This window comes from Acinetobacter sp. Root1280 (assembly GCF_001425285.1).
Taxonomy (GTDB): domain Bacteria; phylum Pseudomonadota; class Gammaproteobacteria; order Pseudomonadales; family Moraxellaceae; genus Acinetobacter; species Acinetobacter guillouiae.
Genome location: NZ_LMED01000006.1, coordinates 73,313 through 99,065 on the forward strand (window position 1 = coordinate 73,313; position 25,753 = coordinate 99,065).

The 25,753-nt window shown below is 38.5% G+C and carries 20 protein-coding genes; 6 read left to right on the forward strand and 14 right to left on the reverse strand.

The genetic code is table 11. The features are described from left to right. The first annotated feature begins 170 nt into the window (after nt 1–170). The gene (locus ASC84_RS07005) at nt 171–1,973 is read left to right on the forward strand and encodes an acyl-CoA dehydrogenase C-terminal domain-containing protein (RefSeq protein ID WP_056512969.1); all 1,803 of its coding nucleotides are present in this window, start codon (nt 171–173) and stop codon (nt 1,971–1,973) included. 40 nt (nt 1,974–2,013) lie between these two features. Then, nucleotides 2,014–2,802, forward strand: coding sequence for a 2-(1,2-epoxy-1,2-dihydrophenyl)acetyl-CoA isomerase PaaG (gene paaG, locus ASC84_RS07010; protein ID WP_056512972.1), 789 nt, complete (start codon nt 2,014–2,016; stop codon nt 2,800–2,802). A 491-nt stretch (nt 2,803–3,293) separates the two neighbouring features. Here paaG and ASC84_RS07020 read toward each other — a convergent pair whose 3' ends face one another. The 5 genes from ASC84_RS07020 to ASC84_RS07040 all read right to left on the reverse strand — a co-directional run bounded on the left by ASC84_RS07020 (nt 3,294) and on the right by ASC84_RS07040 (nt 8,733). Continuing rightward, nucleotides 3,294–4,193, reverse strand: a complete 900-nt coding sequence (locus ASC84_RS07020) for an SDR family oxidoreductase (protein ID WP_056512977.1) — start codon at nt 4,191–4,193, stop codon at nt 3,294–3,296. Nucleotides 4,194–4,258: 65 nt separating this feature from the next. Then, on the reverse strand, nt 4,259–4,999 hold the full coding sequence (locus tag ASC84_RS07025; RefSeq protein WP_056512980.1) for an SDR family oxidoreductase: 741 nt from the start codon (nt 4,997–4,999) through the stop codon (nt 4,259–4,261). A 326-nt stretch (nt 5,000–5,325) separates the two neighbouring features. Further along, a complete protein-coding gene (locus tag ASC84_RS07030; protein WP_056512982.1) occupies nt 5,326–6,282 on the reverse strand; it encodes a 3-hydroxyacyl-CoA dehydrogenase NAD-binding domain-containing protein in 957 nt (318 codons plus the stop codon). A 207-nt stretch (nt 6,283–6,489) separates the two neighbouring features. After that, complete coding sequence (locus ASC84_RS07035) at nt 6,490–7,275, reverse strand: 3-hydroxybutyrate dehydrogenase (RefSeq protein WP_056512985.1); 786 nt, start codon at nt 7,273–7,275, stop codon at nt 6,490–6,492. Nucleotides 7,276–7,308: 33 nt separating this feature from the next. After that, nucleotides 7,309–8,733, reverse strand: coding sequence for a GntP family permease (locus ASC84_RS07040; RefSeq protein ID WP_004721436.1), 1,425 nt, complete (start codon nt 8,731–8,733; stop codon nt 7,309–7,311). Between the two features lie 654 nt (nt 8,734–9,387). Between ASC84_RS07040 and ASC84_RS07045 the strand changes: the two genes are divergently transcribed. From ASC84_RS07045 to ASC84_RS07060, 4 genes are all read left to right on the forward strand, one after another. Further along, nucleotides 9,388–10,269, forward strand: coding sequence for a LysR family transcriptional regulator (locus ASC84_RS07045; RefSeq protein WP_056512986.1), 882 nt, complete (start codon nt 9,388–9,390; stop codon nt 10,267–10,269). Nucleotides 10,270–10,417: 148 nt separating this feature from the next. After that, nucleotides 10,418–11,119, forward strand: coding sequence for a CoA transferase subunit A (locus tag ASC84_RS07050; protein ID WP_004721433.1), 702 nt, complete (start codon nt 10,418–10,420; stop codon nt 11,117–11,119). Between the two features lie 2 nt (nt 11,120–11,121). Beyond that, on the forward strand, nt 11,122–11,769 hold the full coding sequence (locus ASC84_RS07055; RefSeq protein WP_004721431.1) for a 3-oxoacid CoA-transferase subunit B: 648 nt from the start codon (nt 11,122–11,124) through the stop codon (nt 11,767–11,769). Nucleotides 11,770–11,920: 151 nt separating this feature from the next. Then, complete coding sequence (locus ASC84_RS07060; RefSeq protein WP_056512989.1) at nt 11,921–13,099, forward strand: thiolase family protein; 1,179 nt, start codon at nt 11,921–11,923, stop codon at nt 13,097–13,099. A 161-nt stretch (nt 13,100–13,260) separates the two neighbouring features. Here ASC84_RS07060 and ASC84_RS07065 read toward each other — a convergent pair whose 3' ends face one another. The 9 genes from ASC84_RS07065 to sbnA form a co-directional block, all read right to left on the reverse strand. Beyond that, nucleotides 13,261–13,575 (reverse strand): BrnA antitoxin family protein, encoded by a 315-nt coding sequence (locus tag ASC84_RS07065; RefSeq protein ID WP_004820566.1) that lies wholly within the window; start codon nt 13,573–13,575, stop codon nt 13,261–13,263. Continuing rightward, nucleotides 13,538–13,849: a BrnT family toxin gene (locus tag ASC84_RS07070; RefSeq protein ID WP_004820567.1), complete on the reverse strand. Its 312-nt coding sequence runs from the start codon at nt 13,847–13,849 to the stop codon at nt 13,538–13,540. The genes ASC84_RS07065 and ASC84_RS07070 overlap by 38 nt, the downstream gene beginning before the upstream one ends. Nucleotides 13,850–13,986: 137 nt before the next feature. Continuing rightward, entirely contained in the window at nt 13,987–16,215 is a 2,229-nt protein-coding gene (locus tag ASC84_RS07075) for a TonB-dependent receptor (RefSeq protein WP_056512991.1), read from the reverse strand. 147 nt (nt 16,216–16,362) lie between these two features. Further along, nucleotides 16,363–17,151, reverse strand: coding sequence for an HpcH/HpaI aldolase/citrate lyase family protein (locus ASC84_RS07080; protein ID WP_056512994.1), 789 nt, complete (start codon nt 17,149–17,151; stop codon nt 16,363–16,365). Then, a complete protein-coding gene (locus tag ASC84_RS07085) occupies nt 17,144–20,671 on the reverse strand; it encodes an IucA/IucC family siderophore biosynthesis protein (RefSeq protein WP_056512996.1) in 3,528 nt (1,175 codons plus the stop codon). The genes ASC84_RS07080 and ASC84_RS07085 overlap by 8 nt, the downstream gene beginning before the upstream one ends. Further along, the gene (locus ASC84_RS07090; RefSeq protein ID WP_056512999.1) at nt 20,668–21,873 is read right to left on the reverse strand and encodes an MFS transporter; all 1,206 of its coding nucleotides are present in this window, start codon (nt 21,871–21,873) and stop codon (nt 20,668–20,670) included. The genes ASC84_RS07085 and ASC84_RS07090 overlap by 4 nt, the downstream gene beginning before the upstream one ends. Nucleotides 21,874–21,876: 3 nt before the next feature. Further along, on the reverse strand, nt 21,877–23,571 hold the full coding sequence (locus ASC84_RS07095; RefSeq protein WP_056513002.1) for an IucA/IucC family protein: 1,695 nt from the start codon (nt 23,569–23,571) through the stop codon (nt 21,877–21,879). A 17-nt stretch (nt 23,572–23,588) separates the two neighbouring features. Then, a complete protein-coding gene (sbnB, locus tag ASC84_RS07100; RefSeq protein ID WP_004820581.1) occupies nt 23,589–24,602 on the reverse strand; it encodes a 2,3-diaminopropionate biosynthesis protein SbnB in 1,014 nt (337 codons plus the stop codon). A 22-nt stretch (nt 24,603–24,624) separates the two neighbouring features. Continuing rightward, nucleotides 24,625–25,629 (reverse strand): 2,3-diaminopropionate biosynthesis protein SbnA, encoded by a 1,005-nt coding sequence (gene sbnA, locus ASC84_RS07105; RefSeq protein WP_056513005.1) that lies wholly within the window; start codon nt 25,627–25,629, stop codon nt 24,625–24,627. Between the last annotated feature and the right edge of the window lie 124 nt (nt 25,630–25,753).

Genomic DNA, 25,753 nt, shown 5'->3' on the forward strand with positions numbered 1-25,753 from the left:
TTGTCATATTTTTGGTGGTATTTTTGAATAAATTTATCTAATGAAAATGAAAATAAATTTTGCAATAAGAAATTTATTTGATATTTTTAAGCAATCGTAAAATAAAATTGTCATCCAAGGGAAATCATCTCTATCTGCATCATCGGCAGAAGAACTGAAAGGGAAACACTATGCCTTTATACAAAGCACCACTGCGTGATATGCAATTTGTATTGCATGAAATGCTGCAAACAGAAGAAAACTACCAAAAACTACCCAAATATCAGGAAACGGTCAGTCGTGAATTGATCAATCAATATTTAGATGCCGCAGCAGACTTTTGTGAAAATGAGCTTGCACCCATCAATCAAAATGGTGATCAGGAAGGTTGTCATTTAAATCAGGGTGTTGTTACAACCCCAGCGGGATTTAAACAGGCTTATCATAAATATACTGAATTGGGTTTTACCTCACTGACGGCGGATCCTGAATATGGCGGTCAAGGTCTACCCACATTATTGCGTATTGCAATCTCAGAAATGCTGTGTGGTTCTAACTGGGCTTGGGCAATGTATCCAGGTTTATCGCATGGCGCAATGCGCACCATTGAACATCATGGTACAGCAGAACAAAAGCAACAATTTTTAAGCAAACTGATTAGTGGCGTGTGGACAGGGACAATGTGTCTGACCGAATCACATGCAGGTTCAGATTTAGGTTTGATCCGCACCAAGGCCGAACCAAACCCAGATGGAAGTTATGCAATTACTGGCGAGAAAATCTTCATCTCTGCTGGGGAACATGATCTGTCAGAAAATATTATTCATATTGTTTTAGCCCGATTACCACAAGCACCTGCGGGGACCAAAGGGATTTCACTGTTTATCGTGCCAAAATATAACCTCAATGATGCAGGTGATTGCCAAGATCGCAATAAGGTTATCTGTAGTGCGATTGAACACAAGATGGGGATTCATGGCAATGCAACCTGTGTTTTAAATTTTGATGGGGCCAAGGGCTATTTAATTGGTCCTGAAAACCGTGGGCTAAATTGTATGTTTACCTTTATGAACACAGCACGTATTGGAACAGCTGTACAAGGGTTGGCGGCTTCGGAGATTTCATTTCAAGGTGCATTGAGTTATGCCAAAGAACGTTTGGCGATGCGCGCTTTATCAGGTGCAAAATATCCAGATAAAAATGCTGATCCGATTATTGTACATCCAGCTGTGCGTTCGATGTTAATGACGCAAAAAGCCTTTTCTGAAGGTGGTCGCGCATTGGCATATTTTCTGGCTCAGCATGTTGATATTGTTGAAACATCCAATGATCCTGAACAACAGAAAATCTCAGATGAATTGTTGGCATTTTTAACCCCGATTGCCAAAGCTTTTTTAACTGAATCAGGCAATGAAGCGGCAAAACACGGCGTACAAATTTTTGGTGGGCATGGATTTATTGTTGAACATGGCATGGAGCAAATTGTTCGTGATGTCCGTATCTCAACCTTGTATGAGGGAACCACAGAGATTCAGTCTTTAGATTTGCTGGCACGTAAGGTGCTCAAGTCGGATGGCAAACTATTAAAAAATATGACTGATTTAATTGAGCAGTTTATTGCAGCTAATCAATCAAATACCGTATTGGTAGCTTATCTGGAAAAACTGGCGGAACTCAAGCAACAGTGGTTATTAATTACAGACAGTGTTGCCCAAAAAGCACAGCAAAACCCAGAAGAAATTGGCGCTGTTTCAGTTGATTATCTGTATTTCTCTAGCTATGTCGTGTTTGCTTATCTTTGGGCACGTATGGCACAAGTAGCAGATGAAAAGTTAAGTCAAGCAACGCAGGACGAAAATTTTTATCAGGCTAAATTAACCACAGCGAAATTTTTCTTTCAAAAATTATTACATCGTACCCAAAGTCATGCGGCTGCTATTGCATCAGGTGCTGAAGCGGTAATGGAATTAGAACAAGATGACTTTGCTTTTTAAGCAGGGTCAGGCTGTTTTTTATTTAAATGAGTAAAAATAAATGGATTTTCAACATATTTTGATTCGTCAGGAAAATCGGGTGGGCTATTTAACCTTAAACCGTCCCGAGGTGCTCAATAGTTTTAATGAGCAAATGCATCGTGAAATTGCTGCAATTTTAGACCTGTGGGCGGTTTCTACTGAGATTAAAGCCATTGTAATCTCTGGTTCAGGTAAGGGCTTCTGTGCGGGTCAGGATTTAAGAGCGAGAAATAAAGAGGTGATAAGCGCAGCTGATTATGATGCAGGTGCTGCCTTAGAAAAATTTTATAATCCGTTAGTCGTTAAAATTTCCAATATGGCTAAACCTGTTGTGGCTGCGGTCAATGGCGTAGCGGCTGGTGCAGGGGCGAACTTGGCTTTGGCATGCGATATTGTTGTGGCCAAGCAATCTGCTACGTTTATACAATCTTTTTGCAAAGTCGGTTTAATCCCAGATGCAGGTGGGACGTGGAATTTGCCACATCTGGTAGGGCTAGCCCGAGCCAAAGGTTTGACCATGTTCGGGGATAAGCTATCTGCTCAGAAAGCTTTGAGTTGGGGGCTTATTTGGGAGGTCTATGAAGATGATGCTTTTGACCAAAGCGTGATTGAATTAGCGGAACGTTTGGCAGAGCAACCAAGCAGTTCGATTTCGCTAATTAAAAAGGCCTTAAATACTGCCTCGCAAAATACTTTGGCTGAACAGTTACAGTTGGAACGAGAGTTACAACGTATTGCTGGACAATCAGGCAATTATAAAGAGGGTGTTGCGGCCTTTATCGAAAAAAGGAAAGCTAATTTTACTTGATTAAATCTATACCTAATCATGTTTAACCAGTAAAAATTAACTCAAAAAGCACTCTCTTTAGAGAGTGCTTTACAATAAGTAATCACTAGTTTTTATAGTTGTTTACATGCTGGTTTTTTAACCTTAGCAAGCTAAATAGAGCTTTTATTTTTATATATGAAGTAAGTTGCGAGAAGAGAAGGAATACCAAAATTAAGTAAAAATATTAAGAATTCTTCTTTAAACGCATATCCTGCTTGTATGCCCATATACATATTCCAGCTCATTGCTGCAAACCACATCAAGATGAACAGAATAAAAAATAATGTTGGACTAAAGCGACCACGTAATATTCGACTTATAAAAAGAATTGCAAGGAGTAGCATTATACCGATGAGAATCGTATAGAAAGTTCGCATATTGGGTCACCATTTGAATTAGGAATTGTTTGTATTTTTCATTTAGTTTTTTTGTTCACGAGCTTTTTAATAATTCTCGTGAACATATGACGACTATTTTGTTGCAGGGCTGAGTAGGTTTTCAAGTCCTATATTACGGTACATCTCACGTCGCATACGATCTGCAACGCCATTTACTATCTCTGCGCCATCTTGCGAAGGGTCAACATGCACGCGGAATGGGCGTTTTCCAAAGGGCATATTAACGATATGTACAATTTCCCTTGCCACCTCAGCAGGATCCGCATCGGCGGGTTCTAAACTCGCTAAACCTTGTAATGCTTTTTCGGCAATACCTGCATATGGGCCAGCCTCATATTCGGCTACACGTGTATTGTCGGATGGCTTTCCGGAGTGAGCAAAATGATTGGTTCCTTTTGTGAATGCACCGGGAACCATAATGGTGGTTTCACTACCCCATAATGCCAACTCAGTGGAATAAGAGACTGCTAAAGCATCCATAGCTGCTTTGGCAGCAAAATATGGCGCGAGGAAGGGAGGTGTTCCACCTCGTGTTGATGTAGAACCTACCCAAATCAATAAGCCCTTACCGATTTTTCTTAAATGAGGTAAAGCTGCTCGATTAACACGTTGTGCCCCTAAAACATTCACGTCATATTGCTGAATAAATTGTTCAGGGCTAAATGCTTCAGCAGGGCCAAAAACCATATGGCCTGCATTATGAATAATAATATCCAAAGTCCCTGCCTCAGCTAAAATATTTGCAATAGCGGTTTCAGCTGAAACATCAGATTGAACATCCAGCTCAAGAGTTCGAAGATCAACATTTTCTGCTTTGGCCCAATCTTTAACTTCACGAACTCGAAGTGCATTTCGTGCTAAAGTTTCACGCATTGAGGCATACACTATATGACCTGCTTGAGCCAATAATTTAGCAGTCATTAAACCAAAACCTGATGACGCGCCAGTAACTAAGATCACTTGTTTAGACATTGTGATATTCCTTATAAATAATAAAATGCTTACATGGGATGAATTGTCAAAAGACCCTCAGCTTTTTAGATAATTCCACCATTTGCTCGTAGGATCTGTCCATTGATCCAAGCGCCATCCGATCCCGCTAAAAAGGCAACAACAGCTGCAATGTCTTCTGGTTGTCCTAAACGTTCTAATGGGGCCATTTTTGATAATTGATGAATCATTTCTTCTGATTTTCCATTTAAAAATAACTTCGTGGCTGTCGGTCCAGGGTTAACAGCATTGACCGTAATATTTCGTCCTCGTAGTTCCTTGGCGAGAATGCACGTCATTGCTTCGACCGCAGCTTTAGTGGCTGCATAAACACCATAAGTTGGCTGTAACATGGATGTTACGCTTGAAGAAAAGTTAATGATTCGACCACCATCACGCAGTCTTTTAGAGGCTTCACGTAGCGTATTAAATGTGCCTTTAAGGTTGACTGCTATTTGACGATCAAATAAATCATCTGTCGTTTCAGAAATAGTGGCCAGTTGCATGATACCGGCGTTATTTATCAGAATAGCGACTCCGCCAAATGTAGATTCTGCAACATCAAATAGACGGGTGACTGCAATCGGATCGGCAATATCTGCTTGTATTGAAATTGCTCTGCCAGCATTGTTTTCAATTTTAGTGACCAATGCTTCAGCAGGCTCAGCCGAACCTGCATAGTTTATAATGATAGTAAATCCATCATTGGCTAATCGTTCTGACAATGCTGCACCGATACCACCTGATGCGCCTGTAATGAGTACAACTTTATTTTTATTGCTTAGCATAATACTTCCCTTATTTTGGCAACTTAATGATTAAAGTAGCGAATAAGAGAACGATAGCTGTTTTTAGTAGAAGAATAATGATATGAAACTTGGCATGTCTATTCGAATTTTCGAACAATCTAAAAGCTATTGGGCATTTTTGATGTAATTCAAAAATAAGCAACAAGGTTCAGTCTGAAATTGTTGCTTGGGATGCTTTGAAATGTTGATTCAATTTTGGAGCGGGAAGGTCAATGATCCTGTTTCCCTTGGCTAAATTTTTGAAGACTAAATTCTCCAGATGAGAATTCTGGAGAATCAATGAAGCTCACTTTTGTAAAACCCTATTAAGGCAAATCTAATTCTTTACGCATCTTTAAAGATCGCAGTAATGCCTGATCACGAAGTAATTGAAGATTTTTATCGCCTAGCTTTTTAACAAACTGCTGAGTTTCTTCATTCAGCATCTCAATTTTTTCTTCAGATAAAGTATAAGGGTGCATATCTGCCCACCATTCAGACATTGGTTCACCTAAATGATGCATAGCGGCTTTAAATCCATGTTGATTGGCCAACTGCATATTTAAATAAGGACCAAATATTGCCCAACGTAATCCGGGGCCATTGGTGATGGCGATATCAATATCTTCTGCGCTACATACACCTTCAGAAACCAGATAAAATGCTTCTCTCCAAATTGCAGACTGTAAACGATTGGCGACATGCCCTTTGACTTCTTTTTGAATTAAAATCGGTTTTTTCCCCAATAATCTATAAAATTCAAAAGCATCATGGATATAGTTGGCTTGGGTTTTTTCTCCACCAATAATCTCAACCAAAGGTAATAAGTGTGGCGGATTAAAAGGATGACCCAGTACGATTCTTTCAGGATATAGACAATCATGTTGAATATCTGAGATTTTTAAGCCAGATGAACTTGAGGCAATAATGCTATCTTTGGGGCAGTTTTGAGTGAGCTGTGCATATAAGTCTTTTTTTAGATCAATTCGCTCAGGACCATTTTCTTGAATAAAATCGGCATCTTTTACCGCATCTGCTAGATTTTGATAAAAAGTGAGATTTTTTAAAGTGTCTAAAACATAATGATCAGAAGAGGTGGTTTGCTCTTCAGCCAATTCGAATAGATCAAGTAAATAGGTCTGAACTCTATTTTTTAAATTTAATTCTGCATCAGCTGCAGGATCAAAAGCACTCACCTGAAATCCTTTACTTAAATAGAATGCTGCCCAACTTGCACCAATAACACCAGTACCAATAATGGCAACTTTATTTATGGGTTTCATATATTCATTTTCCTTGAATAACCTGAGAACGTTGGATTGTCTCGTTATGACACATGACAAAGTGAGCCTTTCACTTTGATAAAAACTAAAGATAGAAAAACTAAAAAACAGTAGGGGAGGATTCCCCCCTACAAATGAATATGTATTACATCTGGTTAGCTGATTTACATAGAGATAAATTCATGATCATTGCAATCATCAACTGTATTATTGAGCGGTATAACCACCATCCATAACCACTGCCTGACCCGTCACGCCCGCCGCTTTTTCACTCGCCAAGAAAACGGCATAATCTGCAATTTCTTCAACATTGAGTAAGCGCTTTTGTGGCACCATAGCTAAAATGACATCTTCAAGTGCACTTGTTTCGCTGACATTACGGGTTTTGGCTAAATCTTTAATTTGACCACGTACCAAAGGTGTATCGACATAACCTGGGCATAATGCATTGACCGTGATTCCATCACGAGCAGATTCTAACGCTGCAACTTTAGTTAAACCGATCACCCCATGTTTGGCACTGTTATAACCCGCTTTTCCAGCAAAGCCGATTAAACCATTGATCGAAGCCATATTGATAATACGGCCATAGTTTTGTGCCTTCATTATTGGAAATGCATGTTTAATTCCAATAAAAGAACCCACCAGCATGACATTTAGTAGTTTTTGATAAATGGCAGTTGGAAACTCTTCGATGGCAGCAACATGCTGAAAACCAGCATTATTGATCAAAATATCCAAATGACCAAAGGTGCTATGTGCTAGACCAATAGCAGCAGCATAAGCCTCTTCATCTGAAACATCACAAGGTGCAGATAAGGCTTCAAATCCATCAGTTTTTAAGGCTAAAACTGCTTCATTACATTTGTCCGCATTCATATCCGAAATCACCACTTTTGCACCTTCAAGGGCAAATTTTTTGGCAATTTCAAGACCAATACCACTTGCTGAACCTGTGATAAATGCAACTTTATCTTTGAGAAGTTGACTCATTATTGACTCCCTGTGTTCATTTTGAAGATAAACTTAGACGATACCAAACCATGTAAATGCGGCAATTGCGACAAATACTGCAACTGTTTTAATGATGGTAATGGCAAAAATGTCTTTATAAGATTGTTTATGTGTAAGACCAGTGACTGCAAGTAGGGTAATTACTGCACCGTTATGCGGTAAGGTATCCATACCACCAGATGCCATTGCAACAATACGATGCATGACTTCAGCAGGAATGCCCATTGCTGCAATAGCTGTATTGTATTGGTCAGCCATGGCACTGAGGGCAATACTCATACCGCCAGATGCTGAACCTGTAATCCCTGCCAGAACGGTTGTGGTGACTGCACCATTGACCAATGGATTGGTAAATGTATGCCCCAAAGCATGACTGATTACGGCAAAACCCGGTAAAGCGGCAATGATTGCACCAAAACCATACTCAGATGCAGTGTTCATCACAGCGAGTAGAGAACCACCTATACTTGCATTTACACCTTCTTTAAAGCTGGTTGAAACACGACGATAATCGAACATAATCGCAGTGATAATCCCAACGATTAAAGCCAAACCAACTGCCCAAATCGCTGACGTTTTTGCGACATCGACAGTGTAGTTTGCCAGTCCGAGTGCATTAAAATCAAAGCCATTTGGATACCATGTTTTAATTGCTGTAGATAAATATTTATTCATCACTGCAACTAAAATTAAAGGAACAAATGCCATGAATTGACGTAGACCAGAACCATTATCTTGTTGCTGAGATTGATTTTCGAATTGTTGAAGTTCAGCTTCTGTTAAAGTAATACCAGATGCAAAGCCATCTCCATTGCGAGCAGCAACACGACGACGCCATTCCAGATAAGTTAAACCAACACCTAAAACAAAGATTGCACCGATAATCCCTAAAAATGGCGCTGCATAAATATTGGTTCCAAAAAATGTAGTTGGAATAACGTTTTGAATCTGAGGCGTACCCGGTAAGGCATCCATGGTAAAGGAGAAAGCACCCAGTGCAATCGTGCCAGGAATCAAACGTTTAGGGATATTTGCTTGTCTAAATAATTGGTTTGCAAAGGGATAGACTGCAAAAACCACGACAAATAAACTGACGCCGCTATAGGTTAAAATTGCCCCTAGCAGAACAACGGTAAGCATTGCATTTTTAGAGCCAATTAATTTAACAATCGTTTTGGCAATGGATTCAGCAATACCAGACATTTCAACAACTTTACCAAAAATCGCACCCAGCAAAAACACCAAGAAATAATCTTTAATAAAGCCCACCATTTTTGGCATAAACACACCAGAATAAAATGGTAAAACGTTGGCAGGGTTAATCAGCAAGACGGCCAATAAGGCACAAATCGGTGCCATGAGAATTACAGAAAATCCTCTGTAGGCTGTGTACATCAACAAGCCAAGAGAAAGTAAAATTATACCCAGTTCCCACATATTTTTACTCCGTCCTTAAAGAATATATGTCAAAACCCACCTTGTTTTTATTTCAAATCACGACAAGGCTATCTCAATCATAAAAATGCATTAGTGAGTGAAACCAATAAAAATGGATATCTAGAGAAATTAATATTGATCAATAAATTTAGCTTTTATAAATCGTCCAGACTTATAAATTGGAATATCCATTTCCAAATGATGGATAAAACTATAATCCAAATTATTCGAGGCATTGTTTGAAAATATTTATGAGTCAATATGGAAAACTAATGAATAGAAACAAGTTTCATGAGGTTTTTGCGCAATAGGTCATAGATAAGCAAAAGAAAAAAGCCAAATTGGAAGTGCAGATGAATGAGTATATGTTGAGCATTTTAATTTTTATTTATAGCAGTGATTTTATTGACAAGTATGTTGCTTGAAATACGTCTTATATCGATTTTGCCTTGATTTAAATGCATAGACATATTTTTTACAGATCACACAAATTAAAAACTTTCATTAAGACATCAATCTGAGCAAAAGTGAGATCAGCTAGCATGGATTGATATCTAATTCTATAAGCAAATCGATAGCTCAAATGACTCATTTTAGGATCAAAACTCGCTTGGTTTAGCGTATTATAGAGCTATAAATCAGTTAGGTTGCCGTATGACACTCAAACAGTTAAAAGCTTTTTTAGTTCTTGCTCGGACATTGAATTATGCCAATGCTGCCAATGAACTTTGCCTAAGTCAATCTGCTTTAAGCTTAAGTATCAAAAGTTTAGAGGATGAGTTGGGTGGCAAGCTGTTTAAGCGCAATACCCGCCGTGTGGATCTTACTGCTGAGGGAAATTCGTTGATTCCATTTGCTAAAAAACTTTTGGCAAATTGGGAAGACATGGAAAGAGATGTCAAACAGCGTTTTAAATTACATCGTGGCACATTGAATATCGCCTCAATGCCTTTCGCTACACATGCCGTTTTACCTGCTGTACTGCATGAATTTAATAAAAATCATCCCAATATCAATTTTTCAATCCATGATATTCCCAATGAAAAAATTATTGAAAAAGTCCAAGAGGACATTTTTGAAATTGGGATTTGCTTTGAACCGCAACACAATGATCAATTAATTTTTAAGCCATTTTTCAATGAAGATTTTTTAGCACTACTTCCCAAGGATCATGAGTTGGCGCAGCGTAAAAGTGTGACATGGCGTGAGCTGTATGCTTATCCTTTTATCACTTTACAGAAACCTTCGATCATTCGACACGTGGTGGAAGAGAAATGTTCACAAAATAATATGATCTTAGATTTAAAACTTGAGTGTCATCAGATTAGTTCATTGTCGCATTTTGTGGCTTTTGGTATGGGGGTCAGTGCGATTCCACGTCATTTTCAAAATTATATCGATAAAGAAAATAATGTCTTGGTTGAAATTGAAGAGAGCAATGTCAATCTTTCGGTTGGGATCATTTATAAAAAAGATTTTGAACTTTCTAATATTTCTTCGCAATTTATTGAAACGATATTGGCACACCAGTTTTAAAAAGAATGTTAGCCCATCATAAAGTCCACTATTTCAGGATCAAATCAGATTAATGAGTTTTACTCATTAGACATTTGAAAGAATCAATTTCTAAAATAATTTGCTCGATGTTAATAATAATAATTCTAAAGGACATAGAGTTAAAACGATGAACAAAGTTGTCGCGAATGCACATGAAGCTTTGGCTGATGTGGTTGCAAACAACCAGACTTTTGCAGTGGGTGGTTTTGGATTATGTGGTATTCCAGAAGCATTGATTGATGCCTTAAAAGAAATTGGTGTAACGGGTCTAACTTGTATTTCTAACAATGCAGGTGTGGATGATTTTGGTCTAGGCAAGCTTTTACAAACCAAACAAATTAAAAAAATGATTTCATCCTATGTCGGTGAAAACAAAGAATTTGAACGTCAATATTTAAATGGTGAACTTGAAGTTGAGTTGACACCTCAAGGCACCTTGGCTGAAAAATTGCGCGCAGGTGGTGCAGGCATTCCAGCGTTCTTTACCCAAACAGGTGTAGGGACATTGATTGCCGAAGGCAAAGAAGTTCGCGAATTTGATGGTAAAGATTACATACTCGAACAAGCATTGGTTGCAGATATTGCTTTGGTAAAAGCCTATAAGGCAGATAAAGCCGGCAACTTAATTTTTCGTAAGACTGCACGAAACTTTAACCCTGAGTGTGCAATGGCTGGCAAATTGACCATTGTCGAAGTTGAAGAAATTGTTGAAATTGGTGAGTTAGATCCAGATTCAATTCATTTACCGGGAATTTATGTAAGTCGTATTGTTTTAAATGCGCAGCCTGAAAAACGAATTGAACAATTGACATTGAAGACGGAGATTTAATCATGGCTTGGACGCGTAATGAAATGGCTGAACGTGCAGCGCAAGAGCTTGAAGATGGCTTTTATGTCAATCTAGGCATTGGCTTACCTACCTTGGTTGCAAACTATATTCCTGACAATATCAATGTCTGGCTTCAATCTGAAAATGGCTTATTGGGGATTGATGAATTTCCAACACAAGCTACTGTCGATGCAGATTTAATTAATGCGGGTAAACAAACCGTAACTGCACGTAAGGGTGCTGCATTTTTCTCTAGTGCTGAATCTTTTGCCATGATTCGTGGTGGTAAGGTGAATATTGCCATTTTAGGATCAATGGAGGTTTCCGAAAAGGGAGATTTAGCCAACTGGATGATCCCTGGGAAAAAAGTAAAAGGCATGGGCGGTGCAATGGATTTGGTTGCAGGTGTTCAAAAAGTCGTGGTGTTGATGGAACACTGTGCTAAAGATGGTAGTCCTAAAATTGTCGCTGAATGCTCATTACCACTTACGGGTAGACTGGTCGTAAACCGTATAATTACTGATCTAGGGGTGATGGATATCACTCCCCAAGGTGTTGAGTTGATTGAATTGGCTAAAGATGTAAGCCTAGAACAAATTCAGGCGGCAACAGGGGTAGAACTGATCACCTCAAATCTCGCTGTGGCTTGATTGTGACAAAGCAAGCTTAAAATTATAATTTAACCAGCCAAGTTTAAATGCTAAGTCGCTTTGGCGGCTTAGACATGTTATCAATGGATATGCTATTTTCAAAAATACCCGCTTCAAAAGTATACGCATTTAAAATACAAGGTGAACTCGAATGGAAAAGATTGTCATCGTCGCTGCTGGTCGTACTGCAATGGGAAGTTTTCAAGGCAGTTTTGCAAGTTTATCTGCACCGGATTTGGGTGCAGTCGTTATTGAAAAAGTTGTTGAACAAGCTAATGTGCCTGTTGCTGATATTGATGAAGTGATCATGGGCTGTGTATTACCTGCGGGTTTAAAACAAGGCCCAGCACGTCAAGCGATGCGAAAAGCGGGTTTACCAGATCATGTTGGCGCAACCACAATCAATAAAGTCTGTGGTTCTGGGATGAAAGCTGCAATGCAAGCCAGCGATGCCATTAAAGCAGGAAGTGCCAAAATTATTGTGGTCGGTGGGATGGAGTCTATGACCAATGCACCGTATTTATTACCTAAAGCACGTTCAGGTTATCGGATGGGGCATGGTCAAGTGATTGATCATATGTTCCTTGATGGTTTGGACGACGCGGGTACAGGGCGTGCAATGGGAAGTTTTGCACAGGAAATGGCGGATAAAAAGGGCTATAGCCGTGAGCAAATGGATGAATTTGCAATTCGCTCACTGACACGTGCAAAAAAAGCGATTGCAGAAGGTTATTTTAAAGACGAAATCACGCCTGTTAAAGTGGCATTACGTCAGGGTGAGATCACTGTAGATGTGGACGAAAATCCTGAAAATGCCAAGATTGATAAAATCCCAAGCTTAAAACCTGCATTTGCTAAAGACGGTACGATCACTGCTGCAAACTCTAGTTCAATCAGTGATGGTGCATCTGCACTACTGATCACGTCGGCGTCAGAAGCGCAAAAGCGTGGTTTGACTGTGTTGGCTGAAATCAAAGGCTATACAACCAATTCCCAACATCCTGAAGAATTTACCATTGCACCTGTGGGCGCAATTGAAAAATTACTGAAAAATCTCGGTTGGTCCGTAGACGATGTTGATCTTTGGGAAATTAACGAAGCTTTTGCCATGGTCACTATGGCTGCAATTGATGCATTTAAACTTGATCCTGAAAAAGTAAATATTAATGGTGGCGCTTGTGCACTTGGTCATCCACTGGGTTCATCAGGTTCACGAATCATTGTGACCTTGATCCATGCTTTAAAACGTTTAGGTAAAACCAAAGGGATTGCAACACTTTGTATTGGTGGTGGTGAAGCTACAGCACTTGCAGTTGAATTAAGCGCATAATTTATTGTTTACCGTAATAAATAGCTAAATAGTTTGTGATTCAAAATTAAAAAAGCCGGTCGTTTCAATACTGCCGGCTTTTTGCTGTTCTTTGTCATGTGAGTTTAGGTCGTATTTTGATTTTATTGGAATCGTTTAAAAATAAAATCTCGTTTGCATTTTCAAGGATTGTTCTTTAATTCTTGAAGCATAGCATCTCGAAGAATTTTGTTCATACGGGTCTGATAGCCCTTGCCTTGAGATTTTAGCCATTGCATAACATCTGAATCAATACGGACAGTAGTCACTTGCTTGGTGGGCTTGTAAAAGGGATTTTGCACAGCATTTTTCCAAAATTTTTCATCAAGTTGAGGAATATCTGAAAAATCTATCTTGCTGTCTGGACGTTCAGCCAAAGTTTCAAACCTTGCTTTTTGTTCATCTGACAAGGTAGGTGGATTATTCAAATCCACTTTGTAAGTAACGGTTTTGCTCATACTGTTTCCTCTCTTTTTTCTCTGCCTGACGTGCCGAAATGATACGGATATGATCAATCCCATCATGATCCTTTACAGTATGGGCAACCAGTAAAACAGCCTGCCCATATACCAAACCTATCGCTTGCCAGCGATATTCACCATTTTCAAAGCGATCTTGATGGTATAAGGCATAAGCATCATAGAAAACCAGTACTGCGTCTTCAAAAGTTACACCATGCTTTTTTAAGTTTATTTCTGCTTTATGCTCATCCCATGAAAATTCAATTTCCATCACTGCATCGCTTTTTGTTAGTATAAAAATGTTAATACAAAAATGTAAAAAATGCAAAATTCAGCCAATTTCTTGACTAGACAATATAAAAAAACAACAAAGCCTTATAGATCTCTATAAGGCTTTATTATCAAATCTTACCATTTATGACTATAAGTCACTTTCAATGTTGCACCTGATGCAAGCAGATGGCTGGTGTTATTACTGGTACGGAGAAGTTGGCTGTATAAAGGATAGTATTTACGGTTAAACATATTCTCTAATCCAATCGTAACAGTATCTTTTTTGTTGAGGGCAAAACTACTGATTAAATCTGCAGTGGTATATGACTTCACATCATAACGACCAAAACTGTTGAGACCGTTTAAGCGATAATCTTCTGAACCAAAATATGTTGCTTGTAAACGATTTGTCCATGTGTCTGTTGGGCTATAAGAAATGTATCCTGTTACTTTTAAAGGTGGAATACGGTAACCCGTCATGTCTTGTTCTGTATTGGTGTTCTGTGGGGTTTCACGGCCTTTCATCCATGTAACACTTCCTCCAGTTCCCCATACTTTTGCATCATCAAGATAATCAAGAGTCGCTTCTACACCAGTCACTTTTTCTTTGGTACGCGTCAGTATCAAGCCATTGTTAAAGGATTGAACACCACCCAGATCTGAAGTTGACTGGAACACTGCTAAGCTTGAACTAAAATTATTAAAATGACCATTCCAACCTAGCTCGTAATTATCCACCTTAACCGGTTCAAGGAATGATGATGCTAAGTTAAATCCTGCTGTTGCATTACGGATCACCACCCCTACATCGGGCAATTGAAAACCTTGATTAAAAGATGCGTAAATTGAGTGCTGATCTGTTGGCTTAAAGGTGATATTGGCATTATATAACCATGCATCCGCCGTCACTTTACCACCCTTAACAGTATAGGGATTTGGTTTACCTAATTGTGATAGTGGAACAAAGCTATCAATTTTTGCATAACTGTCTTCATAACGCGTACCAACTTCAGCAGACCATTGCTCATTGAAATTATGTTTTAATTGCGCAAAACCACCGATGCTTTGGGTGGTTAATTCAGGTAGATAGATTAGTTTTCCATTTTTAACAAATTCTAAACCACCAGATTGGTCATAAATTGTAGGATCAAACGTATCTAGAGGCATTTCACTTTTTTCACGGCTAAAATCGCCACCCCAAACAATTGAAGTATCACCTAAAAATTCTAGTGGGGTGTTTACGGTTAGGCGACTGCCAAGTACATTATTATTTTGATAAACCTGATCAACTTGCCCACCACGTGTACTGACTTTACGCGCATCAAATGGCGAGAAGCGAGTAAAAAAGTCTCGGTAATAGATTTGCGCGTCAACTTTGCTGCCAAATAAATCTTTATTGTTATAGGTCAAATTGTAGATTTGATTTTCATTTTTATTCTGGTCTTTTAATTTAAGCCCTTTGATTGCTTTCGCAGGTACGCTACCTGCAGGAAGTTTTGCTACACTTGGGTCAGAGGCATAGTCAGAATCTTGTTCAGCATTATAGTAATTTGCTGCAAATTGAAGATATTGGTTGTCGTCAATGTGATAGCCAAGTTTACCGCCTACGCTATATGCATCCGCATCAAACAGATCCCCTTGACTTGGTTCTGGTGCAACACGATCGCCTCTGGCATCGTATGGACTACCAATACGTTGATAGCCAAAATCAAATGCATAGTCAAAGTTATTTAAGCTTCCAGAAAAATATTGATGAATATCTCCACTTAGAGCATCTGTACGAAAGTTGGTCAAAGCGCTTTGTAGCCCAATCACAGTTTTTGCAGTCGGTTCACCGCCTGCAGCTTTGGTGGTGATTGAAATCGTTCCGCCAGCAGCACCACTTCCATAAATCGCATTACTGCCACGAATGACTTCTATCCCTGTAATACTTTGAGGGTCGATTGATGAAAGACCTCTTGATGTATCACGTGTCAAATTCATAGGTACGCCGTCAACCAAGATCAAGGCATTACGTCCGCGTAAAGTTTGCCCATAATCAGTAATTGTACGACTTGAGTCTGATAAACCAGGCACAACTTTGGCTAAAACAGTGGCAATATTTCCAGAAGACGCATTTTTTAGAAATTCAATTTGTTTTTCATCTAATTTGGTCACTTGTTTTGCAGAAGAGGAGAATTCATCTGAGCGTGATGCGCTGACAGTAATTGTTGGAAGCACCGCAGCTTTGTTTTCTGTATCTGTAGCCTCTGTGGGTGAAATAGCAAAAGAGGATTGTGATAAAAAGATGAACCCACCAATTGATATAAGTGGAATGATTTTTTTTACATCAGACTTCTTATTAAAAATTTTGTTGCTTTTCATCTTGCTTCCTTTTATCTCACCCTGAGATTGCTTTAAATTGACGAAAGTATAATTGAGAATGATTGTAATTCACAGTAACAAATAAACAAACAATAAAACATTTATATTCAGCTTAAATTTAATTGAATGGAATAGCTGATACACCACTCAAGGTTTAGAGGTATATACAATTTCTTTATATGAATCAATATGAAGCTGATGTGCTCGACGGGTAATACTGCGATCATCACCGAGCACAAAAAGTTTTACAGACTGGTGTTTCCACAACGCAATATCTTCAGGCTGGCGCGGAATTGCGCAGAAATATTTACCCTGTAGTTGAGTTTTGCTATATATCTCTTGGATCTTTGCTTGAACTTGCGGATGGCGCGTTTCCCAAGGAACGCCCATAGACTGAGAAAGATCTGCCGCACCTTCAAGAATAATATCGATCCCATCAATAGCTAAAATTTCATCGATATTTGCTACACCAGCTAAACTTTCAATCATTGCGACGACAACTGTTTCTTTGTGTGCGTGTTGCACAAAATCAGTTAAGCTCTGCATGCCATAGCGATTTAACCGAGTTGAATTTAAGCCCCTTTGTCCTAGGGGCATGTAGTGGCAATAATTCACAGCTTCTTGGGCTTGTTGTGCATTTTCTATACGTGGTATTACAATTCCAGTCACGCCAGCATCGAGTAAAGGTAAGATCAAGTGATTGGCGGTTAAGGGGACTCGAACCAATACATCAAGCTGTATGGTTCTAGCGGCTAAAATCATGCTTTCAACTTGGGATGTACTAAATAAAGTATGTTCCAAGTCAATAATAATAAAGTCATAGCCAGCCAGCCCCAATTGCTCCACATGAATTGGCGAGGCAATAGAACAGAATATGCCATAAAGTGACTCACCATTTTCCATGCGTTTTTTAAAGGTAACTGAAGTTTTATTCATATTCAATTTCCTTAATTAAACTCAACGGATTTGGGGTGGTTTGTACTCTTAATCGGATTTCTGGTAGGAAGCGACGACTTGCAAGTTGTTCAATATCGATGGTGTCATCTGTAAAGTTAAACAATTCATATCTTTGTGCAAATTCTGGATGCTTTTCTTTATGTTGATTGATGATTGATCTTAACATTGTCCAAAATTTGATTTCATCAAAATCATAATGTGTGTTTAGAAATATGGCCAATTCCGCCAGATTGACAAACCAAAGTGCGTCTTGGGTGAAATCTCTTAACTCATTTGCTGCGTGCGTTTCTAAAAAAGAATTTGGGTTAATTTTGGCATGTTCTTTAGGTGCGTCTTGTAAATCGGGTAATAGCTCTGGATTTCTTAATAAATGACGACTAAAGCGAATACCATCATGGAAATCTTTTAAAGCCGCTTTAACAGGTAGACCATCTTTGTGAATTAACACCATGTTTTGTGCATGTGATTCCAATGCTAAGCCGTGACACCATAAAATATGCATAATTGGCAGATAGGCATTTTTTAATAACTTCTCTAACCAAAACTCGATCCCGTATTGTTTGATCCAGTGGTCTATCAGCGGTTTTTGGTCAGTATCAAGTTGCATTAGACCTGTAACTGGTGTTGCTGATTCGCCTTCATTGAGATAATGATAAATACTTTCACGCCAAATACAGGCCAGTGCGCCATATTGAACAGCTAAGGCGATCGGCTGATTGATAGAAAGTCCAGCAATTTCTCTTAAAATAACGGGTTTACGTTGTTTTTCTAAAATATGGTCTTGCTCAACGATTTTATACAGCCAGTCACTCATTTTTGCAGCATTTTGCACAGTATGTGGTGCTAAAACACGAGAGGTCGACGTGTTAACTAAATTCATTGCTAATTTCAGTGATAATGCTGAAATATCCGTGATGTTTGATAATGTTCGGATTGATTGTTGCGGTAAATAAGTAGGTCCAGCGATTTTCAATGGAATGATCAGTTGGTTGCTGATTGCATCTTGATAATACAATTCAATAATTTTATCCCATTGCCAAGGATGAATGGGGCTAAGAATATAATCATTGAAATCAACTTGATACGCTGCCAATTCCTCACGGATTGCGTGAAGGTCTTTGTCTGAAAAATGCTGTTTATACAGTTGATTTAAGTTGATCGTTTCACTCAAAACCAATTTGCATAAGCTTTTATGAGTAGCAGCCCATTGAACAGAGAATCCTTGGGATAATTCAGGTGAGTATTTTTGATTTTCCTTAAGATCAAAGCCTATTCTAGATTTAAAACTTGGATGATAGAGATGTGCATTGTTTATACGGGCTTCTTGCTCAATATATGACAGTGTTCTTAATGGTTGGTTGGGTGATAGACCCAGTGTTTGTGCATGTTTGACATAGGTAAGATTGAGCTCATCATTAAAGTTTTGCCATTTGATTGGATCAGCATCAATAATATGTTTTAAATCAGCCAATAATGCTTTTAAATTTGGACTGCTTGATGACTTTTGAACGGCATCATAACGGACTAAACTCGATGGATTTAATTTAATTCGGTTAAAACTAAAATGTTGTTTAGCGTCGCAGCTATAAAAAAGATCATCTGAAATAAAGAATTTAATTTGCCCATTTGATTTTTCGTAATTAAAGGCATTTTCAAAGATTAAGGCTTCTAATAATTGCCCGATGACACGTCTTTCCGCTTGGACTTTATAATCAATTTGTTGCGTAGCTTGAAGTGGGGTTAGTGTTTGAGCGCCTCTGTATTTATAAATCGGATTTTCAATATCAATCCAAATCGGGTTACAACCACTGTGATATAAGGTGTTCATCATATTTGCCTTAATAGGTAAAGTGAGAGAGTTAAGCAAAAGGTTGCAGTAGTGCTGTGCTTTATCTGAGAAGTTTTCATCGATCAGGGTTTGTCTGGTGGTTTGCCAAAGTTCACTTTCTTCAATAATGCTTACTCTTGATATCGCACTAATTAGATGCGCAATATGATTGATGACTAAATAATATTGCAGAAAAATCCATGCATCCTTTTGAGAAAACCAAACAGTGCTATCTTCAGAGACTGAGGAATGATCATTGAGCATCTCAGAAACCACACTAATCCCTTCCATATCACGAATAATCAGTCGAGCAGGGAAGCCTTGTTTAAATTCCATCAAACTGTTTTGCATATGGGCTTCAACACTAATCCCTTTATTTGCAAACAATTCAATCAGTGGAACCAAGGAAACTTGAATATATTGTTTCCACCAATCAGCAAGAAAGGCTTTTGAGTGACTATTTGGAAGTCCTTGGGCTTGTGCGGCCTGATCAATAAACGCCATTAAGGGGATCTGATGATGCTCATTTTCTTCGACTAAACCACCTAGCATCCGAGTATTTTCAAGCGTTTCCGTAGCTAATCCTGCGCGATATATAATGCCAAAAGAACTTTCTAACTCAGGGATTTTGACAGTTTTGGCTGTAAGCTCTGGAAGAATGAGCATATTTTTATAGTGTTGGTTGATCTGATGCTTAAGAATGATTTTACTGGCATCAATCGCTCTTTCCATTTCATCCATAGGGTTGTTACGAATAAAACTAGTAATACGCACATCAATGGAGAGTTTTAAAAAAATATTAGATTGCGGTAACCAAACGGTTCGTACTGAAGATGTAGGCCAAACGGTTTGTCCTAAAGCACCTAAATATCGAACCTCATGATTTTCTAAATAGCGTTTTAAGGAAGGGTGTAGGAGTAAAAAGTTTGCTTGCCACGGATGTGTAGGCAAAAGTTCATAATTTTCGAAGTCATCTTTGAGGCGGTGTTGTGCATGCTTCAAAACGTCTTCTTCAATCAGTTGATCAATATTATTATCGCTGACAAGTTTTTGGATTAAGGATGAATGCACTGCGAAGTAGTGTAACTGAAACGTCGCACCTAGCTCTGGGCTATACTTTTTCATATCCTCTTTAGAAAAGCCTAGATTGGCTTTTGAGGTCACATGAAATGGATGTCCATATAACATGCCTTGTTCAGCAGATTGAAAACTAGAGGCCAGTTTAGGCTTTATTTGATCTACGCTGTTTTCTAAAAAGAATTTGGTATTTTCGATACTGTTTGCGATTTCTGCATAGAGATTTTGATTTTGCTTTTTATCTTTAAATCGCTGATTTAACTTTAACTCATCGGTTATCATTTTAACCAACACTTTAGGATCAGTCAGACTTGTGACAGTCTTATCCTCAGTATTGAAGACACAAAAAGAGCGCTGGTAACGATGATAACCAGTGCTTGAGAAATGCTGTATCGCACCATAGATGATTGAGTTAGATGCAGTAAATGGGTATGAAAAATAGGATGAATTATTTGCGTCATGTATTGTTAAAGGTGAATCCTGTTCTGAGAGAATATGCTGTTCGAGTTGAACTTGAAGTTCACGAAAAAAAGTATTCAAGTATTGTTCAAAAAGCTTGTAAGACCATGCATCGGTGGTAATGATCGGGTTCATTCTTGTACCTCTTCTAAAATTGTATTGGTTAAAAATTTGTTTAAAGTCACGATTAATCCAGCACCAATAAAAAATAATGCAGTGCAAATTAACGCGGCAGTGATATTGAAAAATGAGTATGTGAGGGTGACCGCAATCGGCCCAAACAGTTGACCGAGAACAAAGGCGCTATTTGAAATACCAATCACTTTTCCTTGATTTCTTGCATCTGTTTTTAACGAAATCGTATGAAAAATAGAGGGAATAAGTGCAGCGAAACAGAAACCTTGTATGAGTCTTAAGAGCAGCACTAACCAAATATTAGTGGTCCATGTCAAAGCCAGAACCGTGATTCCACAGATCAGCGTTGCACTGACAAAATTATGAAATGAATCACCTCTCGCATCGTTACGTTTCCCCCAATAGGTTGCAGCAAAAAATGCAGCGCCCCATGAAAGTGCGTGGATTGTTCCTGTTAAACTCGCAATAGATAAGGGGGGAGTTATATTTCGACTGATTTCACTAATATATAAGATAAAACAGGACACTAAACCGAACCCGCCAGCTTGGACAAAGGTTCCCGCACTGAGCCAAGAAAAAATTGTTCGATCAAATGATTGCAGTGTTGATGGTTTTTTATCGGGTTCAGTGACAGATGTCTGTACAGGTTTGCTCAATAAAATGGCAGCAACTAAGATTAAAACGATGACAATATATGCTGTGGCATTGAGTAAGGTTTCAACTTTCCAATGGTCCATAAATATGCCACCGAGTACCGGACCACATAGACAGGCCAGTGCGACACTGCTTTGGAGCTGTCCAAAAGCAAGACCTCTTTGTCGCTCGCTAGACAAGTAAGAGGTATAGGTATAAAGAATCACGGATAGACCGCAAAATCCTAATAAAATACGGGCAAAAATAAACACAAATAGATGCTGTGCTCCCGCCATTAAAAGTATAGAAATGCAGAAACCAGCCAAAGAAAGTAACAGTGCTTTTTTATGCCCAAATGTATCTGATAGATGACCAATAAGGGGGGCTGTAAATAGACTCCCTAGAGCTGGTGCAGACAGCGCTATACCTGCCCAAATGGCGGGTGTTGCCATTTGCGCCGTCAATTTTTCCATATATAGCGGCATGATCGGTATTAAGACCATCAAGCCAAAAGTCGAAAAAAATTGACACAGTAAAATAATCAAATGATCTAGGCGAGAGGAACGCATGATTTAGATATCCATGGTCTCATAGCAAGATTGGAATAAAGCATGGTAGGGATTTGACGTCATACCAATTTTACTTGGCATTCCTGTTGAATCACCTTGTTGGGCTAATAACGGGTTGAGTAATTGTTTGAATGGCCAATGGCTACTTTCAAAAACATATTTTTGAATACAGTTTTTCGATTGTTCAGAAAGCGCGGCAGTTTCTATAAAGTTGACAATAATCGCTTGGATCATTTCCCAGAAGTCAATTTCAGTATGATCGGTATATTTCAATGTTGCTAATGCGATAGGGTATAGGTTGATTTGTATCCCGAGGGTTATAAAATAATTAAATAAATCCTCATTTTTATTAAAGATAAGATTGTTTGGCGTACTGGTATCAATTTTATAGACTGGCGGAACAAAACCACTGTCCTGAATCGCAGGGGTGCATATTCTTAAGGTGTCATGGTCACGCAGAATAAAGCATTTAAATTGATTGTCTTGGTAACATACAAGGGTGTTTTGACCATGACACTCAGGTATAACACCAAAAGACCACAGTGTGAGAAAAGTGTGAATAAAATGGGTACTCAAATCTTTAAGTAAGTTCCATTTGTCACCTGTTATACCTAAAGCTTCCCATGGATCAATATAAGGACAACTTAAAGCAGACATGCTAATTGGTGCTATATTTTTTTCTTGGCAAAAATGAGGTAAATGCCTCACTTGACAGCCGATAACACCTAAATTTTGTACCAGCGGTTCTTGTTTTCCTAAGACCCACCAATGGGTTTCATTGCTTAAAAAGAGCTGATGTTTTAATGATGGTGTTTTGTCGATGATATCATTGAGAAAATCATATGCCGCATGACCGTTGGCTAAATATCGAGCAGGGATAGAGCGAATAGCCCCCAAAGTTTTGGCATTGGTCGAGAGCTTTAAGTGCTGATTTGAATTTAAGTGATTGATTAAAGTTCGTAGCGAGGATGTTGGGCAACCAATTGTAGTGACGAGGCCGAGGTCAATCCCTAGATATTTATTTTCTTGAAATCTTAAATAGTCATGCTGTGTTTTAAGTACAGGTATTGCAAGGTATTCATTTGAGAGAGCCTGCATTTTTTCAATAATAAGATTTTTTTCCTCAACAGGGAGAGCCAGTTCATCATGTGGAATGGATTCCATATTATTTATGACATCTGCTTTTTTAAATGCCCACCAATACACTTCAATTTCTTTTTGAGTAATGAGTGGACTGAGTTCACCTTTCGCATGTGCAAATGGATGAAATGCACGGTCAGCGACAAGCGAAAGTTGTTCACTCATTATGAGTGGCGAAGAAAAAGAAAGTGCGGATTGTAAGATTTGAGGAATTTTTTCAGCAGTAACTAAATTATCATGCCAATACGTAATGGCCTTTTGGTGGTTGATTGATGGCCACCATGAGGATTGAGTTAAATAATTAAAAACGTCAGCAATCGCGATCTCAGTGGTCTGTTGACTCAACGTGTTATGAAGTAATACTTCTGCTTTTGTGATATAGAAAGGATTTACACTATTTACTTTTAAGCAGTTGAAATGTAGTTCCAACTCACTACTCAGATGTATTACAAGATAAGGCTTTTTATAGACAATATGGTTTCTGAACTCACCATAATTTTCCATATAGAGCGCATCTATAGTTTTCTGAAGTTGTGTTGTGTAAATCCGATCTAACATGTGCATTGTTCCTATAATTATAAAAGTGGCAAAACTGTGCCAATATTTTGTTTTTGTGCAGCATTGAAAAACCATTTCGCACAAACAATATCGTCAATCGCCATACCCATTGGGTTGAGTAAAATGATTTCATCATCATTTTCACGGCCATTTTTATGCCCAATAATGATGTCACCTAGTTCAGCATGTAGTTTTTCACGGCTAAATAAACCTTCTTCAACCAGCACATTGATGACTTTCTTTTCTCTATTGGATTGATCCCAGTCGTCCACAATCACTTTGTCAACTTTGAGGAAAACTTCTGGTTCAATATCCATGATTGAGATATTTGAAACGAAGCAACCTTTTTTAAGCCATTCAAATGGGATATAGGGTTTGTCAGATACTGTGCAAGTGATTAATACATCTGCCTGTTGGATCGCCGACTTGGCAGTTTCATGAATTTCGATTTGAAGATTTGGATATTCGCCAATAAATAAAGCTTTAAGTTTTTCTGCAGCTTCTGGGTTTAGATCAAATAAATGTATTTTTTTAACTTGAGGGTATTGTTCTAAGACCGTTTTGATTTGCATTTGGGCAATCGGACCACAACCAATCACGCTGATATCTGAGAAGTCTTTTTTGGCGAGATATTGAATTGATACACCAGTAATTGCCGCTGTTCTCATCGCACTAATTAAACTGCCTTCCATGATTGCCACGGGGTAATTTGTTTCAGCGTCATTTAAAACAATTAAGGCGCTGGCACGAGGAATATTAAATTTCTTAGGATTATGTTGGCGGGAGCCAATCCATTTGATCCCTGCAATAGGATCATTTCCAGCCAAATAACACGGCATGGCAATAATTCGGTCTGCAATATGGTCCGCACCTTGCCAACGTAAATAGGGTTTTAAGGGTTGCACAAACTGTTTATTTGCGTGAAGTGTGAGGCCTTCAGTAATTGCTTCGATAAATGAATTACTGTGATTTGCACCAAGATGGAGTAAATCTGATTGACTAAGGTAACGAAGGCTAGCCAAATTACTCATAAATATTTCCTAAAAAGTGGAGTTAAACAACGGATTGCAAATTAAAATTTTCTTGATTGAGATGATTTTTATTGAAATGTCTTCTCTTGATCATTTCGAACCATTCTTCGTCATAAACTAAATCTAAATAACGATCGCCTCTATCTGCTAAAAGGGTTAAAACGCATGACCCAGACGGGATGGTCGGGATAAGTTTTTTTATTGCTGAAATAGATGAGCCGCTAGATCCACCCGCAAAAATGCCTTCATGTTCGAGGAGTTCTCGGCAACCTAAAGCTGACTCATAATCATCAACATAGATGACATCATCTATTTCATCTGGGGAGAGTAGGGCTGGAACGGTACTTGCACCGATACCCGGAATTTCACGTGGACCTGAGTGACCACCAAAGAGAACAGAACCGACGATATCGACTGCAATAACTTTTAAATGCGGGAATTTTTCTTTTAAGCGACGAGATACGCCCATGATTGTTCCAGAAGTACTTGCACCAACAACCAAGTAATCAATACTGCGATCGATTTGATTTATGATCTCTTCCGCTTCACCATAATAGTGACTTTTCCAATTGTTGGGATTTGCATATTGGTTGATCCAAACAGCATTGGGCAACTGGCGGCAAAGTCGTTGTACTGTATCGATTCTTGTTTTTAAATAACCGCCGTTTTGATCTTTTTCAGAGACCATTTCGATATTGGCTTTATAGAGCTTCAACATTTGTAAATTGGCTGAAGCAATTTTGGGGTCAATCACGGCAGTGAATTTTAGGCCGTAAATTTTGCATGCCATTGCAAGTGCAATTGCTAGATTTCCTGATGAACTTTCAACAATGTGGCTATCTTTATGAATGAGGCCAGATTTAAGCCCTTCTTGTAACATATACAATGCAGGTCGATCTTTGATACTTCCACCTGGATTGAGTAACTCCATTTTTGCGACAACGGTGATGGATTGATCGGTAAACATCCTTGAGAGTCTGATTAAAGGAGTTTTACCTATGCAATCGAGAATATTGTTATGGATCATCGTTAGAATTCTCTGGTTTTATCTGTTGCAAATGATAATCATTATTGGTTTTGTTATTATTAAAATTTACGTGAAATTTGTTGTGTTTTGTAATTTTATTGAAGAGTAAACTAAGAGAGTAATT